This is a genomic window from Campylobacter showae (assembly GCF_900699785.1).
GTDB classification, from domain to species: Bacteria; Campylobacterota; Campylobacteria; order Campylobacterales; family Campylobacteraceae; genus Campylobacter_A; species Campylobacter_A showae_D.
Genome location: NZ_LR535679.1, coordinates 901,827 through 918,737 on the forward strand (window position 1 = coordinate 901,827; position 16,911 = coordinate 918,737).

Genomic DNA, 16,911 nt, shown 5'->3' on the forward strand with positions numbered 1-16,911 from the left:
ATTTACCGCAAATTTCATCAAATCTCTCCACCAAATTTCACGCAAAACAGATCGCAAAAGTATCCGGCTTGGTCATCTTTTTGATATTTTCCTTCGCCATAAACAGCTCCTTAGCGCCGTAAATTTGCAAAGTATGGTTAATAAACTCAAACTCCAGCTTCTTATGCGCGCAGTTTGCATCGAGATTTTTAGCAAGCGCAAGGATAAAACTCAGCCAGCGCACGACCTCTTCGCTAGGTAGCAGGTTTTTAAATCGCTCAAATTCGCTCGAACTTTTTTTGCCGTTTTGCGCGATGATCGCAGCGATAAGGCATTTTTGCGCATGCGAAAAGCCGTAGTTTAGGGCATTTAACACAAAAAACGCCGAGCTAGCATGCTCGCCGTAAAATCCCAAGCACTGTGCCACGCTGTGTAGCCTCGCAGCCACGGCTAGCTCGCTCTCGTAGCGCCCATCAAGCCCGTGCAGCGGCTCTAGCGCGGCAAAGAGGTCTTTTGCGTATTTTACGATAGTTTTGTTATCGTCTAGCAAAAATCTATCCTGCAAGCTCCTCACGCTCGGATTAAAATTTGGCGAAAATTTGCGCGTCGGGCGCAAGATATCGCTCAAAAATACGCCCTCTCTAAAGCCCGCGCCGCTAGTATAGATGTTTTGCGCGCCGACAGCGTCCACCGCGCCTAAAAATATAAGTGCGCCCTCTCTAATCGTGTCGAATCGGTCCTTTTTGATACCGAATTTTCCAAGTTCTAACACGCTCGCCCGAGCTAAATTTTCGATGAAGTTTTTGTGGTTTTGAAATTTGTAGGCAAAGTTGTGCACAGTTTTTAGCGGATAGTCTTGCGCCGACATGATAGCCGAAGATATCGCGCGCAGGCTACCGCCGATAGCGACTAGGTTTTTGCTTTTAAAATTTTTAGGTAAACTTTTAAACGCCTCTTTGATAAAAGGCGCTGCGGCGTTTAAATTTTTCTTATCGAAAAATAGCTCCTTTAGCCGCACCGTACCTAAATTTAACGACACGGCGTCTACTATCTTGCCACCGCTAACAAGCGCTAGCTCCGCAGAGCCCCCGCCGATATCAAGCGTCACGAACTCCTCTAGCGGCTCGAGTAAATTTAACGCCGCCACGCCGCCAAACGTCGCCTCGTCCTTGCCGCTAACGACTTTTAAATTTATCCCGAGCTCCTTGCGCGCCATGCTTATGAGCAGGCCGGCATTCGGAGCGTCGCGCAGAGCCGAGGTGCCCATGGCAAAAATTTTCGAGCATTTGTAGTTTTGTGCAATATTTTTAAACTCGCTAAGCGCCTCGCAGGCCTTTTGCATCGACCTTTGGGCGATCTCGCCGCCGTGCTCGTACGCGCCCTCGCCCAGGCGCACCTTCATCTTAAATTCGCCGATGATGTGAAATGCGTAGCGCGAAGTCTTCTCAAAAATCGCCATTCGCATCGAATTTGAGCCTAGATCTATGACGGCGGTTCGTTTTGCCATTTATTTGCCTTTATTATTTTTATTTATCGCTAAAGTAAGGGTCGAGATCGCGCCGCTGTGCCCGTCGGTGCGGTTTTTGATAGACACCGAGCCGCCAAGAGCCTGAGCCGCGCCCTTGGCTAGAAATAGCCCGAGTCCCGCTCCGCCCTTATCGCCGAAACGCTTAAACGGCGCAAAAAGGTCCTTGCTCTCGTCGATGCCGCAGCCCTCATCTACGACCTCGATAATAAATTCGTTTTCGCTAAGGCGCGAGCGTAGCGTGATCACGGCGCCGCGAGGAGAAAATTTGATCGCATTTTGGACGAAATTTTGGATAACGTGCGTTAAAAGCGTCGTTTGCAGCGTCATCTCAAGACTACTCGGCGCAAAATCGGTCGCAATATCCTTGCCTTCGCCGCGAGCTAAAATTTTAAAATTATTCGCAGATTGATTTAAAAACTCGATGATATCGATGCGCACGGCCTCCTCAAACTGCGCGCCCTCCTGCCGCCCGATCTCTAGGATCGAGCTTATCATTTTGTTCATCTGATTGATGGCTTCGTTATTGTTTTTTAGCACTTCGATATATTTTTCGCTCTCGCGCGGCTTTATTAGCGTGACTTCGTTTTTGGTTTTCATTACAGCAAGCGGCGTTTTTAGCTCGTGAGCGACGCCAACGAAAAGTTCTTTTTGATAAAGCACAAAGGTCTGAATTCGCTCGATTAGGCGGTTTAGACTTTTGCCTAGCGGTTTAAACTCGGGCGGTAACTCGTCAAGGCTCACCGCCTGCAAAAATCTCTCGTTTAAATTTGTCATTTTTCTGCTTAAAATTTTAATCGGCACAAGCAGCATCCGCGATAAAAATAGCACGTAAAAAATGACTAAAAGTATCGACGTGGCGTTTACCATGATGATGTCGATTAAAATTTGATCTATAAGCTTGCTTTGATGGGTGGTTTCTTTAGTTAGCGCTACGCTGATATCGTCCATATACGGGTAAAATAACGTCAAATAGGTCTTTTGCCCGAGCTTTTCCGTGACAAAATAAGGCGATACGGTCTTGCCCTCGACGAGCTTTGCCCTCGTGGGACTATCGTTTAGCGTGAAGTATTCAAACGGTTTTTGTACTTTAGATAAATTTGCGCTCGTGGATAAAATTTTAGCTTCGTATGCGAGCGATTGCGAGATACCCTCGTATATCGTAACCTTGATATACTGATATAAAAGAACGGAGATGATGAGAATTAGCATCGTAGAAGCCGATGCTAATTGCACTATAAACCTAAATCTTAGGCTTTTTTGGGAAAGCAAAACCTATACCCGCGTCTTCTGACCGTCTCGATAGTCGAGATGTTTAACGGTTTATCCATTTTTTGGCGGATTTGATTGATTGCTACTTCGATTACGTTTGGAGTTACGAGCTCAGGCTCCTCCCAGATCGCGTCTAGTAGTTGCTCTTTGCTGACGATTTGATCGCTGTGGCGCGCAAGGTGAGTTAGCACCTCAAACGGTTTGCCTTTTAGCTCGATATCTTGACCTAGATAGGTGATTTTCTCCTCGTCCGGATCGATGATAAGGTCGTCTATTTTGATAACGTTCGTACCGCCGAAGCGCAGTCTTGCTTCTATTCTAGCTACCAAAACGTCGAAATCAAACGGCTTTTTGATATAGTCGTCCGCACCAGCTCTAAATGCCTTAACTTCGCTATCTTTATCGTCTTTAGCAGATAGCACGACTACTGCGGTGCGCGGAGATTTGTGTTTGATGATGTTGATCAGATCCACGCCGTCGCCGTCCGGAAGCATCCAGTCAGTCAAAACCAAGTCGTAATTTCTAATACCGATGTAGTATTCGGCATCCTTGAAATTCTCCGAGCTGTCGGTCTGATAGCCGAACTCTTGCAAGCCCTCGGCGATGGTTTTGTTTAGAGTTACCTCATCTTCAACTATTAAAATTCTCATTTTTTCCCTTCAGTGAAATTTGATGGGATTGTAGCATAAATTAAGCAAGATTTCAAGATACTTTAAAAAAAATTTAATATTTAAACTCAGCTCTTGCGCCAACCGTCGCATTTTTGACGATCTCGATTTTTAAAATTTCCATTTTTAAAAAGCTAAGCGAGCTAAATTTTTCCTTCAACTTTTTCGCGCAAATTTCAAGCGAGCTCTCCACGGTGCCAAATTTCTCCAGCGCGTAAATTTCCTCGATCAAATTTATCATTTCCACGTAGTCTATAAACTCGCCGCTTTCAAATTCCGCGCTCACTCTTACCTTCTGCGGAGTCACGCGCTCGAAATCAAGCAGCCCGATGATCGTGCTAAATTCGTAATCTCTGATAATCGTCGTCAAATGACGCGCTTTTCTTGCCCGGTTATCAGGCGTTTGATGTTTGGCAGGTGCTTATAAACGACCAAAAACGCGATCAAAAATATCGGTGCATAGGAGTCGATGTCGGGAATCTGCGGCTGCAACGCAAAAGTCGCTACGATAAACGCCGCAAGCGCGGCTAGCGAGGCAAGCGATGAGATTTTAAGCAGTTTGCCGACGACAAACCAAACCCCAAGCGCGATAGCGATCTCAAGCGGTAAAAAGACCGCCAAAACGCCCGCGCCTGTGGCTATGCCCTTACCGCCTTCAAATTTTAAAAACGGCGAATAGCAGTGTCCGAGCACCGAAAGTACCGCCATCGCCCAAAGCGTCGCTGGAGCTAGGCCTAAAAATTTCGCGATTAGTATCGGCAATACGCCCTTTAAAACGTCGCAAACTACGGTCAAAATCGCGATCTTTTTAGCGAGTTTGGGATCTTTTTGCTTTAGCACGCGCAAGACGTTGGTCGCGCCGATGCTGCCGCTACCTTCGCTTCTGATGTTCACTCCGCCGAAGATATAAGCCAAAATCACGCCCGAGGGGATACCGCCTAGCAGATACGCCGCGGCGTAAGCTATCAAATTTTCGTTCATTTTTTATCCTGATTTTTGTTTCGATCTCGCAATATTAATTAAATTCGGCTGATTTTTTGATAAATCGGTCGTTTTAAAGGGCGGTAAATTTGTAAATTTCACTTGAGTAAACCCGCAACTTTAAGATGCTAAATTTGATTTAGTCAAAATTTGGTGTTTCGAGCCAAGCTTCTTTGCGCAAAAAACAACCGTTTGAGGTTGTTTTTTGCTTTGTTGTAAAAAAAAGGGGGGGGTGGGGGCTTGAATTACGCTCTGCTCTGCTTCACGCTTTGCGTTCGCAGCTTTTGGGGAAGCAGTTGCGAGCGTAGCGGTCTCTTCTTGCTTGCAAACTGCTTTGGCAGAGCAAAGCGACGATAGCGAACAGCGAAGCTAAACAAAAAACTCCTTTTGTATCCACCTTTCTCTTTTTCTTGGGAGAGGAAAGGGTTTTACTTCGCCTGTGGCTCGCAGCGATACAAAAGAGCTTCCTTTCATATTAAACTTTTGTTTTTTCTTGGGTGGCGGAAGGGGTTTCTGCTTACGAAGCGTCGCCCCTTCCGCCCCCAAACCCCCACCAACCCCACTGCACGTGAGATGTTGCTGCGCTATGCGCAGTTTTATCCGGCGCTATCGCGCTACAAATTTTAAATTTACGTTTTTAGGGTGCGGGTCTCGGTGGGTAAATTTTGCAAATTTGACTTCAAATTTGAGCGTAAAACGATAAGGCGAAGTATTTTTGTTCTAGACGAGGCGCTTTTAAATTTGGCGACGGGAGTTACCTCGTCGGTAATGACCGAGCCAAATTTAAAAGTAACGAAGTATAGGGCAAAAAGACAAGCCGTTAAATTTATTTCCAAAGAAGATATAGCTTTTCGTCATAAATATCACTACTCTTCGGCCCCACCTCCACCTCCGTCACTTCTATGTTTTGCGCGTCGTTTTTGGCTTTTAGCGCGCTCGCGTCTTCTTCAAATTTCGCCATCAGCTCCTCGATCTGCGCGTTTAGCTGGGCGACTTCTTGCTCGCTTAGTTTGACGTCGCTGCGCTCTTTTAGCACGCTGTTTGCCGAGCGCGCGGAGATCGCGACCTTACCGATGTTGCCGCTACTTAGCAGCCCCTTGCCAAATATCGCGCCCAAAATGCTAGCTCCCACCGAGATCGCAGTCTCGATCCCCTTGCTTTTAAAGTCCCGCTGCTCTTTTTCCAGCTTTGCCACCGAGCGGTTTAGTTTCTCCTCTAGGCGCGCTTTTTGTTTGTCGAATTCCGCCGTGAGCTTGGCCGTTTGCGCCTCTAAAATTTCGTTGCATTTATCGGCCAAACGCACGTAAAACTCCTCCTTGCTCTCGCCCGGCGCCGAGCTTAAATTTAGCGCGCTAAAGAGCCTAAGTTTGTAGTTTCTATAGATAAATTCTTTGAAATTTTTAGTTAGATCTTTGAAATTTTTAGCTCCGGCGACAAAGCCTGGCAGCGGCGCGTACGAGAGCTTGAAATTCGGCTCTGTAACCGCAACAAAATGCATATTTTCGCTAGCTTCGCTCCAGTCGGCGCTTTTTTGAGCTTCATCCAGCCTTAGCGTGAAATTTACCTCGCGCACCTCGTCAAGCCCCTTTTTAGCGTCGTAAAATCGCACTTTGGCTTCGCCGTAAAGATACCCCTCCAGCTCGCCGCCCTCGTGTAAATTCGAGCTTGCGGCGTAAAGCTGAGCGATGTCCGGCGACAGCACCGGCTTGGCGGCGAAATTTAAGCTTTTTGCCGAGCTTGATCCGCCCAAATTTGACCCGCTCTTTTGCTCTTTCATCAAATTTGAAATCTGCTCTCGGCTAAGCGGTCCTTTTAGGTAGCTCAGAGCCCAGCGCGTCGAGATGACGGACAGCCCGTCCTCGTGGATGTTTTTTAGTAGGAAGTTGCGCTTTTGCAAATTTGAGATGAGATTTTCTATCTCGCCCTTATCCATCGCAGAGCCCGCGAGTCCCGTCATACCGTCGATCACGCGCGCTTTGTCCTGCGCGGTTTGCAAGCGCCCGATGAACCACGTGCCGATGTTGCTAAGACCTTTGTAGTCAAGGTCGACCGGGTTTTGAGTGCTAAGTATCACGCCAAGGCCGTGTGCGCGGGCTTGCTTTAGTAGCGTAAGCATCGGGGTTTTAGACGGCGGATTGCCGTTTGGCGGGAAAAATCCGAAAATCTCGTCCATATAAAGCACGGCGCGAAGCGAGCTCGTACCCTCGGTCTTGCGCATCCACGCGATGATCTCGTTTAGCAGCAGCGTCACGAAAAACATCCTCTCGCTGTCTTTTAGGTGCGAGATGGTAAAGATATTGCACTTTGCCTTGCCGTTTGCGTTAAAAAGCATCTTTGAGATGTCTAGCCGCTCGCCGCTCAGCCACGCGCGAAAGTCAGGGCTTGCTAGCAACGTGTTGATCTTAACCGCTAGTTTCATGCGATCGGAGCTTGGATAAAATTTCTCCACGTCAAATACGCCGATCTTAGCAAACGGAGGCGTCGCGATAAAGCCGATGAGCTCCTCTAGGCTCACGTCCGCGCCCTGGCCAAATTTATCGATAAAAATGTTTGAGATGAGCAGGTGTTCTTTTGAGTTTACGTCGTTTTCTATGCCAACGAGCGAGAGCACGGAGCTAGCCAGAGAGCCTACGTACTCGCTAAACTCCTCGCTGCCTGCATCTAAATTCGGGCGCGCAAAATCGCCCAGCAGCGCCACGCCGACGCCGCTACTGCTCTTTGGCGTGTAAATTTTTAGCTCGGCGCTATCTTTAAAAAGCCCTACGCGCTCCAAGCTCTGAAACGAGCCCTCGATACCGTTTTTCCACGTCTGCGCTTCGCTAGCGGCAAACTCATCCGCGCTCATGCCCTTGTTTTGCGCTTCGTTTTCATCGACGTAGGGCGCAAAATCCTGCGCGCTCATCTGCGGGAACGCTAAGGCGAGGTTGGTCATATCGCCTTTTGGGTCGATTATAAAGGTCGGGATATTATCGATGCAGGCTTCTTCTAGGATGCTGATACCAAGGCCCGTTTTACCGCTACCGGTCATTCCGATGATGGCTGCGTGCGTCGTGAGGTCCTTGTTTTTGTAAAAAAACGGCTCTTTGTTTTTGAGGCCGACGTAAAATAGCTTTAAATTTTCTTGGATGGTTTTCATAAAATTTCCTTGTAAATTTTGGGCTATTTTACTGATTTTTGATTAAATTTCGGGTGAAGCCGGGAGGATAAATTTGAAAGCGAGGCGGGTAGAATTAAAATAAGGCAAGCGCGAGGCTCGCCTTTTAATTTTGCGTTAAATTTATTGGTAAGTTTTTAGCTGCTCTTTGAGCTCTTCGAGGGTTTCTTTTACACGCTTGTCGGTAAATTTTACGATATTTTGATGCGCGTTTTGCTTGTTCATCACTTGGCAGCAGTATCTCATAGCGCCTTTGTATTTTAGCGCCGTAACTAGCTTTAGATCGATATCGACATCCACTTTTTCGCAAGATCCGTTTTCGCAGTCGGAAAGTCCGAGTTCAAATTTAGCATTTACCTGCTCGCCGTCCCTAAACTCTCCGTCATCGGCGCTAACGACGCCGAGTCCACCCTCGGAGATATCGTATAAATTCCCCTGCACTGCGCTGCCGTTTTGAGCAAGAGAGACCTTGGTATAGCGGTTTGGATAGACGCGTTGATATTTTCGCAAATTTGCATGCAGGTTGTGCATGTAGATAAAATCTCTAAGCGTCACGGTCAAATTTGACAAATCAAATCCCGCGATATCGGCTCTTAAATTTTCGGCAAAATACTCGTCGCGCACGATGTAGGCGTTTTTTTCCTCTTTCATGGCTAAAATTTGCTCTAGCGTTACCTTGCAAACCACGGTCTCATCCTCGACGGCTATCACGCTACCTTGACACTCAACCTTTACGCCGTTGTATAAATTTAAAAAATGAATTTGATGATTGTCTTTTAGAGCCCTTGAAAATACGCTAATAGCGCCTTCTAAGATCATAGAACCGCTGTTATCAGTGTTGATCATTTAGAGGTTTCCCTTCTGCGAGATTTTAGAAATTGCCTCTATTATAGTAAATTTATTTTGTTTTTAGTTTAAATTTTTTGCGTATTTCGTTAAAAATTTTGTGAAGTGAGTAAAAAGAGGGAGAAAAGGGCGAGAGCTCGCCCTTAAATTTGGATGATTATAGTTTGTCTGCGTTGTGAGATAGGTAGTCTGCGACGCCTGCTGTATCGGCTTTCATACCTTTATCGCCTTTGTTCCAACCTGCAGGGCAAACCTCTCCGTGCTCGTTCGTAAATAGCATCGTATCGACCATTCTTATCATCTCGTCGATGTTTCTTCCAAGCGGAAGGTCGTTGATAACCGCGTGGCGAACGGTGCCGTCTTTATCAAGTAAGAAGCTACCGCGAAGAGCGACGCCCGCATCCTCTAAAAGTACGTCAAAACCGCGAGCGATAGACTTCGTCATATCGGCTACTAACGGGTAGCGAACTTGGCCGATGCCGCCTTTGTTTACCGGAGTTTCTTTCCATGCGAAGTGAGAGAATTGGTTGTCCGTTGAAACGCCGATAACTTCGATACCGCGAGCTTTAAATTCGTCGTATCTTTTATCAAACGCGATAATCTCGCTAGGGCAAACGAAAGTAAAGTCCATAGGGTAGAAAAATACTACCGCGCCCTTCTCGCCGATATTTTTATATAGGTTGAAATCATTTACGATCTGATTGCTTCCTAAAACCGCTGCAGCTGTAAAATCAGGTGCTTTTTTTGTTACTAACATTTTTTCTCCTTAATAATTTTTATTTGTAGCGAAATTATATCATCTAAAAATTAAAAAGAGCTAAAAATTTACGTTTTCGTTTTAAAATTTAACGCAAAAATTTAATATCAAATTTACTTAGTTTTTGATATTCTTGCGAAAAATTTGACCAAAAAGGATAAAAAATGGCAGTAAAAATAACAGACATTTGCATCAGCTGCGGCTCATGCATCGACGAGTGCCCGACGAGCGCTATCGTAGACGACGCAGATAACCCGACCGGCAAGGACGCATACTATGTCTATGCCGATAAATGCGTCGAGTGCGTAGGATTTAACGACGAGCCTGCATGCGCCTCAGTCTGTCCGACTGACGGTTGCATCGTTTGGGACGCTCCTTTTGCAGGACAGCCTTCTCGCACCGAGATAACCGCCGATATGAGAACAGGCGAAACTGCCGTCATCTCGTAAGCTACGGATCTAAGCCCTTTTGCGGGGCTTATTTTGAAATTTAATTTTTTTTTGATATAATCACCGCCTTATAAAAACCACAAAAAGGAAATTTTATGCAGCAAACGCTTTCTATTATTAAGCCTGATGCCGTAAAAAAGGGCGTTATCGGAAAAATCGTGGATAGATTCGAAAGCAACGGACTAAGAATCGCCGCTATGAAAAAAGTCAAACTAAGCAAATGCGACGCAAAAGCTTTCTACGCAGTTCACAAAGACAGACCTTTCTTCAACGATTTGGTTGATTTTATGGTCAGCGGACCGGTCGTAGTTATGGTTCTTGAGGGCGACGATGCGGTAGCTAAAAACCGCGATCTAATGGGCGCAACTAATCCAAAAGAAGCAAAGCCCGGTACAATTAGAGCCGACTTTGCCGAGAGTATAGACGCAAACGCCGTTCACGGCAGCGACAGCCTAGAAAACGCTAAAAATGAGATTGCGTTTTTCTTTGCAACAAGAGAAATTTGCTAATTTTAGGTTAAATTTTGAAAATATCTTTCGCCAAAATCGCAAATAACCAAATGCCGTTCGAGTTAAACTCGGACGGGCTGAATTTTAACGGCGAACTCAAAAGAATAAACCAGAATTTAGTCAGTTGCAAAGGCAAGATCGTAGGCGAGATAGCTCACAACTGCGACCGATGCGGAGAAGATATAAATTTGAAGCTTGATGAAGATGTAAATTTGATATTAAGCGACGGAATTTATAAAGACAAAGAAGAAAATCTCGACGATGTAGTAGAGTTTTTCGACGGTTTTATAAATTTAGAAGAAGTATTAACAAGCGAAATAGAAGCTTTTAAGAGCGATTATTTTTATTGTGAAAAATGTAAAAATCTATAAAGGAGAATAAAATGGCAGTACCTAAACGAAGAGTAAGTCATACTCGCGCGGCAAAGAGAAGAACACACTACAAAGTAACGCTTCCTATTCCCGTAAAAGATAAAGATGGCTCATGGAAAATGCCTCACCGCGTAAATAAAACTACCGGAGAGTATTGATACAGATGACCAGCATTTGCATTGACGCAATGGGCGGCGACTTCGGTCCGCAGCCTATTATCGGCGGCGTGATCGAAGCTTTAAAAGAAGTAAAATTTGAAGCTATCTTGGTAGGCGATACGAAAATTTTGGAAAGTCTCGTCCCACAAAATTTAAAACAATACGTAAGATTTATTCAAGCCGACGAGGTCGTTTCTATGAGCGACGGCGCCACCGATGCGTTAAAGCGAAAAGAAAGCAGTATTTTTAAGGCTATCGAGCTACTTAAAAATAAACAAACCAAGGCCGTAGTTTCTGCCGGACACAGCGGAGCCACGATGAGCCTTGCCACGCTTCGAGTCGGACGACTCAAAAACGTCTCTCGCCCGGCTATTGCGACGTTGATGCCAAATGTTACCGGCGGTAAAACTCTAGTTTTGGACGTCGGCGCGAACGTAGACTGTAGGCCGGAACATTTGTTTCAGTTTGCGGTAATGGGCGAAGCCTACGCGAAAGAAATTCTAAAAATAAAATCCCCTAAATTAGGGCTTCTTTCAAACGGCGAAGAGAGCAGTAAAGGCAACGAGGCTACGAAAGAAGCTTTTGAAATGATTTCAAAACTAGACAGCTTTGTTGGCAACGCCGAAGGAAATCAAGTCTTTGACGGAAGCGTCGATGTGGTAATTTGCGACGGATTTGTCGGAAATATCCTACTAAAAACAAGCGAAGGCGTAGCTGACGCGATAACCAAAATAATCAAAAAACACGTTAAAAAATCCCCGGTCGCTATAGCAGGTTCGCTTCTAATGAAAAAAGTTTTTAAAACGCTAAAACAGCAAGTCGATTACGACGAATACGGCGGCGCACCGCTACTTGGCGTAAACGGTTGCGTTATAATCAGCCACGGTAAAAGTACTCCAAAAGCTATTAAAAATGCGATATTTCAAGCTCTAAAATTCGCAAACTCCGATATAAATAAAGTTATCGAAGACGAGCTTTCGCACTTCGCAAAATGAAATTACAAAGACAATTTTAATGCCAAAAGCCTCGCTAATATCCATAGCCGCATACGCTCCGCCTAAAATTTTAACGAATTTCGACCTTGAAAAAACCGTGGAAACTAGCGACGAGTGGATAGTTAAGCGCACAGGCATCAGCCAACGACGCATAGCGCAGGATGAGGACACAAGCGAGCTTGGCACGAAAGCGGCAAAAATAGCGCTTGAAAGGGCAAATTTGACGGCAAAAGATATCGATGCGGTTATCTGCGCGACTATCTCACCCGATCACTTTTGCATGCCTTCGACGGCGTGCAAGATCGCTAAAAATTTAGGCATAAATGCCATTACGGCATTTGACATAAGCGCGGCGTGTACGGGTTTTATCTACCTGCTTGAGCTTGCAAAATCATTAATTGAGAGCGGAAGCAAAAAAAACGTATTGATAATCGGAGCCGAAAAGCTAAGTAAAATCGTCGATTGGACCGATAGAACTACTTGCATACTATTTGGCGACGGAGCGGGCGCAGCAGTCGTAAGCGCAGGCGAAGAAAACGAGATCATCGACGTTCATACCGCAGCCGACGGCAACTACGCAAACCTACTCATAACTCCCGGCGGCGAAGAAAAATTTATTAAAATGTCGGGTAATGAAGTCTTCAAAATCGCAGTCCAGACGCTAACCAAAGACGTGGTAGATATCCTAGAAAAAAATCAAATTCCAAGCGATAAAATAGATCTTTTTATGCCTCATCAAGCAAATTTGCGCATCATCGAGGCAGTCAAGCAACGCTTAAATTTTACAAACGAGCAGTGCGTCGTAACCGTCGGAAAATACGGCAACACAAGCTCGGCCTCCATACCAATGGCGATGAACGACACATACGAAGCAGGCAGGCTTAAAAAGGGCGATTTGCTTTTACTAGATGCGTTTGGCGGCGGCTTTACGTGGGGTTCGGCGCTACTGAAATTCGGCGGCGAAAGTTACAAAAAATAATTTCAGCAAATACCCTATTTATCAAATTTTAATAAATTTGATAACCTGGCGCTAACAACCAACCCAACAATATCTCTCGACCACTAAAATTTATCAAACGCGTATATAATAGGCAAATTGTGTCCAAATGCTAGATCATAACAATACAAAATCCCATCCTATGACGATGTAGAACTTGGTATAAGGCGCGATTCTTTGCTCGAATTTAAGCTCTGCTACGACGAGGAAAAGCCCGCCAGAGCCCTAGTTTTCATAGTACCAGGTCTTGGCGGCGATGCGAATGAAAACTATAGAGAGCATTTAGCGCAGTTCGTAGCTAGCGAATTTAACGTAGCCGTGGCGAGTCCGAACTACCACTGCATCGGCAACAGGCCGCAAACGGGAGCGACGTATTTTTTAAACGATTTAGACAAAATAATCCTTAAAAATAAATGCTCTAAAATAGGCATAGAAATCTCAGGCGATATCGGCTACGGCGCGCTTTCGACGCTAGATACGCAGATAAGCGAGATAAAAGCGAGCGGTGGGTTGCCCGGCAATTTTAAATTACAAATATCCGTCACGTTGCAACCCACTAAAAACGAATATCAAAATTTCAGCGTTATGCAAGCCCAAGACGTGATAAATGCCGCGCTTTTTATCAAGGCAAATCCGCCGTTTAAATCCGCGACCGATATGAACGAGCTGCCCGTAGTCCTAGTCGGCAGTTCGCACGGCGCCTACATAAACGCTTTGGCAGCAAAATTTGCGCCGTGGCTGATGGACGGCCTCATAGACAGCAGCAGCTACGCGAAGCTAAACTGGGAGCTCATAGGCCTAGGCAAGGAGATAGATTATCTCAAATTTCGCAAATACTCCACCGATATATATTTTCGCAATATCAGCATTTACGTCTTTACCAAAACCATGTGGACGCTGCTAAATAGCTCGTCGCCTTGCTATTTCTCGCAGGCGCGCGAGGATATACGAAACATCCTAGACGCCGCGCACCTAAAAGTCCAAAGCGAGTATCCAAAGCCTATCTACGCCGGCTATCACTGCGCCGCAAACGACCACTGCGCGTCGCCCGAAGAAAAAGCGCAACTCTATGAGGAACTGCGAAAGCTCGGCTTTGACGCGACCTTGCATATGATAAAAGACGAGAGCGAGCTTGACGGTAGATTTCTCAAAAAGCTAACGCACGGCCTGGATATGTCTATCAAGCTTTTGATCGCTAAGGAGCTACCGCCGATGCTAAAAAAGATAGCATCCCGCGAGAAGCAAATTTGCAAAAACAAAAGCATAGCCTATCGCTCGGACGAGCTGGAATATAAATTTTCAGAGATAAACGGTAGGATAAATTTGGAGATAAAAAGATAATTTCACTCGCCGAGCGTTTTAAATTTCGAGCAAATTTTGCATTTATACGAGTTAAGAAAAGCGGCAAGAGCCAAATTTAACTAGGCAAATTTAAAATCGGCTCGCCGTAAAACCAAAGCAAATTTAAACGGCCGCTTCCAAGCCAAAGCCGCTTAAATTTGCGTAAAAAGCAAAATTTAACGCACCGCCGAATTTAGCCTCGGGCTTAAATTTACCCGAAGCAAAGCCAAACTCGCGCGGCGCATCCTTTTAAATTTGCCCGGTTTTACCCGTTTTTCCTAGCAAATTCTTTCATAAACTCAGCCAAAGTCCGCACGTTTTCGATACTCACGGCGTTGTATATCGAAGCTCTGATACCGCCTACGTGACGATGTCCTTTTAGGCCCAGCATGCCCGCACTTTCGGACTCGGAGATAAAGGCCGCCTCTAGCTCGCGGTTTGCGATGGTAAAGCTAACGTTCATCAGAGAGCGGCTATCTTTTTGCGCGTGACCTTTGTAAAAGCCTCCAGAACCGTCGATCGTGCCGTAAAGTAGCGCCGCCTTTTGCTCATTGATCCGGTTTATCGCGGCTAGACCGCCCTGCTCTTGTACCCAGCCCAGCGTCAAATTTAGCAGATATATGCCAAACGTCGGCGGCGTGTTGTATAGCGACGCGGCGCTAGCGTGCGTATCGTAGCGAAGCATCGTCGGAGTACGCTCCATGCAGGCTCGCTCTAGCAGGTCCTTGCGGATGATGACGACGGTTACGCCGCTTGGGCCGGCATTTTTCTGCGCGCCGCCGTAGAGCAGCCCCACGTCCGTGAAATCAACCGGCCTCGAGAAAAAATCGCTCGACGCATCGACGACCAGCGGGGCTTTGGAGCGAGGCAGCGCGCGGTACTGCGTGCCGTAGATGGTGTTGTTCGTGCAGACGTAGCCGTATGCGGCGGCGTCATCAAATTTAACCTCTGGGATACGGTCGTAGGATGTCTCTTTACTGCTAGCGACCACTTCGTATCTTGCGCCGACGTTTGCGGCCTCTTTGATCGCTTTGCTCGTCCAGACGCCCGTGTCGGCATACTGCGCGACGCCTTTGGCGGCTAAATTTAGCGGTATCATCGCAAACTGCAAGTGCGCGCCGCCTTGCAAAAATAGCACGTCAAATTCCTCGCCGATGCCGTATAGCTCGCGCGCCTTGGCCATCGCGCCGTAGTGCACCTCTTCAAAAATCTTGCTTCGGTGGCTGATTTCCATTATCGAAAAGCCCTTGCCCTGATAGTCCGTGAGCTCGTTTTGCGCTTGCTCAAGCACGCTAAGAGGCAGAGCCGAAGGTCCTGCGCTAAAATTTAGCTTTCTATTCATCCAAACTCCTTTCAAATTTGATCTGATTTTAGCGTTATTTGCGTTAAAAAATCATTTCGCGTCGCAAGGTTGGCGGCAAAAGCTCGCAAATTTTACACTTTAAGCTACCTTTTGATACAATTTTTCATATTAAGGAGCGAAATTTGATAGAGATCGAGCGTAAATTTATCCTGCGTGACGCCGCCGTCATAAACGAGCTAAAGGCCCGCGACATCGGCACCGAGCAAAAAGACGTGACGCAAATTTACGTCAAAATCACTCCGCTTGAGGAGATTAGATTTCGCGAGGCTTCGGGCGTTTTTACGATCACTCAAAAATCGGGCATCGGCCTAGCGCGCGAGGAAAACGAGAGCGAAACGGACGCCAAAAGCTTTAAAAAAGCCCTAAAAAACGCAGTCGCCGCTCCTATAAAAAAGACAAGATTTCTATTTAAGCTTGACGGCATTGCTTGCAACGTCGATATTTTTCACGGCGCTTTAGAAGGACTTGTTACTTTTGAGGCCGAGTTTGCTAGCGAGCGCGAGGCGGCGGAGTTTAGCCTGCCCGAGTTTATCGCCGCGCACGTAACCGGCGAGGTCACGGAAGACGAACGCTATAAAAATAAAAATTTAGCGCTTTTTGGCTTGCCGCAGGGCGGTTTCGACGCGCAAAAGAGCATTGGGATTTTACAAAATAGTCCCGAGCTGGAGCTAAATTTGCCAAGCTACATCGGTGCGATGGATGCGATGCGGACGGTGTTTTTTCAGATATTTACGCTACTTGGCAAGCACCTAAACGAGTACGCAAGCTCTAGCGACGCCGAGGCGCTGCATCAGATCCGCATAAATTTGCGTAAAACCCGCTCTTTGCTCAAAATTTTCACTCCCGTTTTCGACCGAAAAACGGCTTGTTATTTTCTGCTAAATTTTAAAAAACTAGCCGAGCTAACTAACCAAAAGCGCGATATAGACGTATTTTGCGAGTTTTTGCAAAAGCAAAAAGGCTTTGAAGCGCTAGCTAGCGAGCTAGAAAATTTAAGCAAAACCCTAGCCAAAAGCGTCCAAGCCGAGCTACAAAGCGACGAAGCGAACGAAATTTTGCGCGACTGGGAGGTATTTTTACGCGAGGGAAGCGACTTTTTTAAAGGCGAGTTAGGAGACGCGCCGATAAAAAAACTCGTCGCAAAATCCATGCGAGCTCAAATTTTACGCCTTAAAAGATCTCTCTTAAATTTGAGCCAAACCACCGAAAACGCGCAGTTTCACAAGTGTCGCATCGAGATAAAAAGGCTAAGATACTTAAGCGAAATTTTCGGCGGCGGCTTTGGCTTCCCTACGGCTAAAAAGTGCTTTAAAAAGAGCAAAATTTTACAAGAAGTTTTCGGCTCGTTGCAAGACGCCGACGTCTGGCTAGGCCTGCTCGCACACGTAAAAAGCGGCGCCGAGCAAAAGCGCATGGACAAACTCCAAGCTAAAATTTACAAAAAAATCTACGGGCTGCGAAGCGAAATTTTGGACTCAAAGCCTAAAATTTTAAAAAGCCTCACAAAGCTTTCGCACGGCTTAAAAATCTACTACATCTAAAGAGA

At 46.1% G+C, this 16,911-nt stretch carries 18 protein-coding genes; 8 read left to right on the forward strand and 10 right to left on the reverse strand.

Features of this window, described 5'->3' with window-relative positions:
• Positions 1-37: 37 nt before the first annotated feature.
• The 9 genes from E4V70_RS04450 to E4V70_RS04490 form a co-directional block, all read right to left on the reverse strand.
• A complete protein-coding gene (locus E4V70_RS04450; protein ID WP_122863172.1) occupies positions 38-1,486 on the reverse strand; it encodes a Ppx/GppA phosphatase family protein in 1,449 nt (482 codons plus the stop codon).
• On the reverse strand, positions 1,487-2,716 hold the full coding sequence (locus E4V70_RS04455) for a sensor histidine kinase (protein ID WP_122863173.1): 1,230 nt from the start codon (positions 2,714-2,716) through the stop codon (positions 1,487-1,489).
• Positions 2,717-2,754: 38 nt separating this feature from the next.
• Entirely contained in the window at positions 2,755-3,426 is a 672-nt protein-coding gene (gene hsrA, locus E4V70_RS04460) for a homeostatic response regulator transcription factor HsrA (protein ID WP_002947350.1), read from the reverse strand.
• Between the two features lie 73 nt (positions 3,427-3,499).
• Positions 3,500-3,814, reverse strand: a complete 315-nt coding sequence (locus E4V70_RS04465) for a dihydroneopterin aldolase (protein ID WP_122863174.1) — start codon at positions 3,812-3,814, stop codon at positions 3,500-3,502.
• Positions 3,811-4,425: a glycerol-3-phosphate 1-O-acyltransferase PlsY gene (gene plsY, locus E4V70_RS04470; protein ID WP_122863175.1), complete on the reverse strand. Its 615-nt coding sequence runs from the start codon at positions 4,423-4,425 to the stop codon at positions 3,811-3,813. The genes E4V70_RS04465 and plsY overlap by 4 nt, the downstream gene beginning before the upstream one ends.
• A gap of 629 nt (positions 4,426-5,054) precedes the next feature.
• Entirely contained in the window at positions 5,055-5,261 is a 207-nt protein-coding gene (locus tag E4V70_RS04475; RefSeq protein WP_134482480.1) for a hypothetical protein, read from the reverse strand.
• Positions 5,252-7,561 carry an ATP-binding protein gene (locus E4V70_RS04480; RefSeq protein WP_122863176.1) on the reverse strand — a complete coding sequence of 770 codons (2,310 nt, stop codon included), beginning with the start codon at positions 7,559-7,561 and terminating at the stop codon, positions 5,252-5,254. The genes E4V70_RS04475 and E4V70_RS04480 overlap by 10 nt, the downstream gene beginning before the upstream one ends.
• Positions 7,562-7,702: 141 nt before the next feature.
• On the reverse strand, positions 7,703-8,425 hold the full coding sequence (locus E4V70_RS04485) for a PilZ domain-containing protein (protein ID WP_122863177.1): 723 nt from the start codon (positions 8,423-8,425) through the stop codon (positions 7,703-7,705).
• A gap of 157 nt (positions 8,426-8,582) precedes the next feature.
• Positions 8,583-9,182 (reverse strand): peroxiredoxin, encoded by a 600-nt coding sequence (locus E4V70_RS04490; RefSeq protein WP_122863178.1) that lies wholly within the window; start codon positions 9,180-9,182, stop codon positions 8,583-8,585.
• 164 nt (positions 9,183-9,346) lie between these two features.
• Between E4V70_RS04490 and E4V70_RS04495 the strand changes: the two genes are divergently transcribed.
• From E4V70_RS04495 to E4V70_RS04525, 7 genes are all read left to right on the forward strand, one after another.
• Complete coding sequence (locus E4V70_RS04495) at positions 9,347-9,631, forward strand: 4Fe-4S binding protein (RefSeq protein WP_122863179.1); 285 nt, start codon at positions 9,347-9,349, stop codon at positions 9,629-9,631.
• Positions 9,632-9,726: 95 nt separating this feature from the next.
• Positions 9,727-10,140 (forward strand): nucleoside-diphosphate kinase, encoded by a 414-nt coding sequence (ndk, locus tag E4V70_RS04500; RefSeq protein WP_122863180.1) that lies wholly within the window; start codon positions 9,727-9,729, stop codon positions 10,138-10,140.
• A gap of 14 nt (positions 10,141-10,154) precedes the next feature.
• The gene (locus E4V70_RS04505) at positions 10,155-10,511 is read left to right on the forward strand and encodes a YceD family protein (protein ID WP_122863181.1); all 357 of its coding nucleotides are present in this window, start codon (positions 10,155-10,157) and stop codon (positions 10,509-10,511) included.
• Between the two features lie 11 nt (positions 10,512-10,522).
• On the forward strand, positions 10,523-10,669 hold the full coding sequence (rpmF, locus tag E4V70_RS04510; protein ID WP_122863182.1) for a 50S ribosomal protein L32: 147 nt from the start codon (positions 10,523-10,525) through the stop codon (positions 10,667-10,669).
• A gap of 5 nt (positions 10,670-10,674) precedes the next feature.
• Positions 10,675-11,664 (forward strand): phosphate acyltransferase PlsX, encoded by a 990-nt coding sequence (gene plsX, locus E4V70_RS04515; RefSeq protein WP_122863457.1) that lies wholly within the window; start codon positions 10,675-10,677, stop codon positions 11,662-11,664.
• A 19-nt stretch (positions 11,665-11,683) separates the two neighbouring features.
• The gene (locus E4V70_RS04520; protein WP_122863183.1) at positions 11,684-12,643 is read left to right on the forward strand and encodes a beta-ketoacyl-ACP synthase III; all 960 of its coding nucleotides are present in this window, start codon (positions 11,684-11,686) and stop codon (positions 12,641-12,643) included.
• A 195-nt stretch (positions 12,644-12,838) separates the two neighbouring features.
• Positions 12,839-14,002: a DUF2920 family protein gene (locus E4V70_RS04525; protein WP_232037816.1), complete on the forward strand. Its 1,164-nt coding sequence runs from the start codon at positions 12,839-12,841 to the stop codon at positions 14,000-14,002.
• Positions 14,003-14,267: 265 nt separating this feature from the next.
• Here the strand turns inward: E4V70_RS04525 and serC are convergent, their stop codons facing one another.
• Positions 14,268-15,344, reverse strand: coding sequence for a 3-phosphoserine/phosphohydroxythreonine transaminase (gene serC / locus E4V70_RS04530; RefSeq protein ID WP_122863185.1), 1,077 nt, complete (start codon positions 15,342-15,344; stop codon positions 14,268-14,270).
• Between the two features lie 143 nt (positions 15,345-15,487).
• On the opposite strand from serC, the gene E4V70_RS04535 reads away from it, so the two are divergent.
• On the forward strand, positions 15,488-16,906 hold the full coding sequence (locus E4V70_RS04535; protein ID WP_122863186.1) for a CYTH and CHAD domain-containing protein: 1,419 nt from the start codon (positions 15,488-15,490) through the stop codon (positions 16,904-16,906).
• Positions 16,907-16,911: the final 5 nt, after the last annotated feature.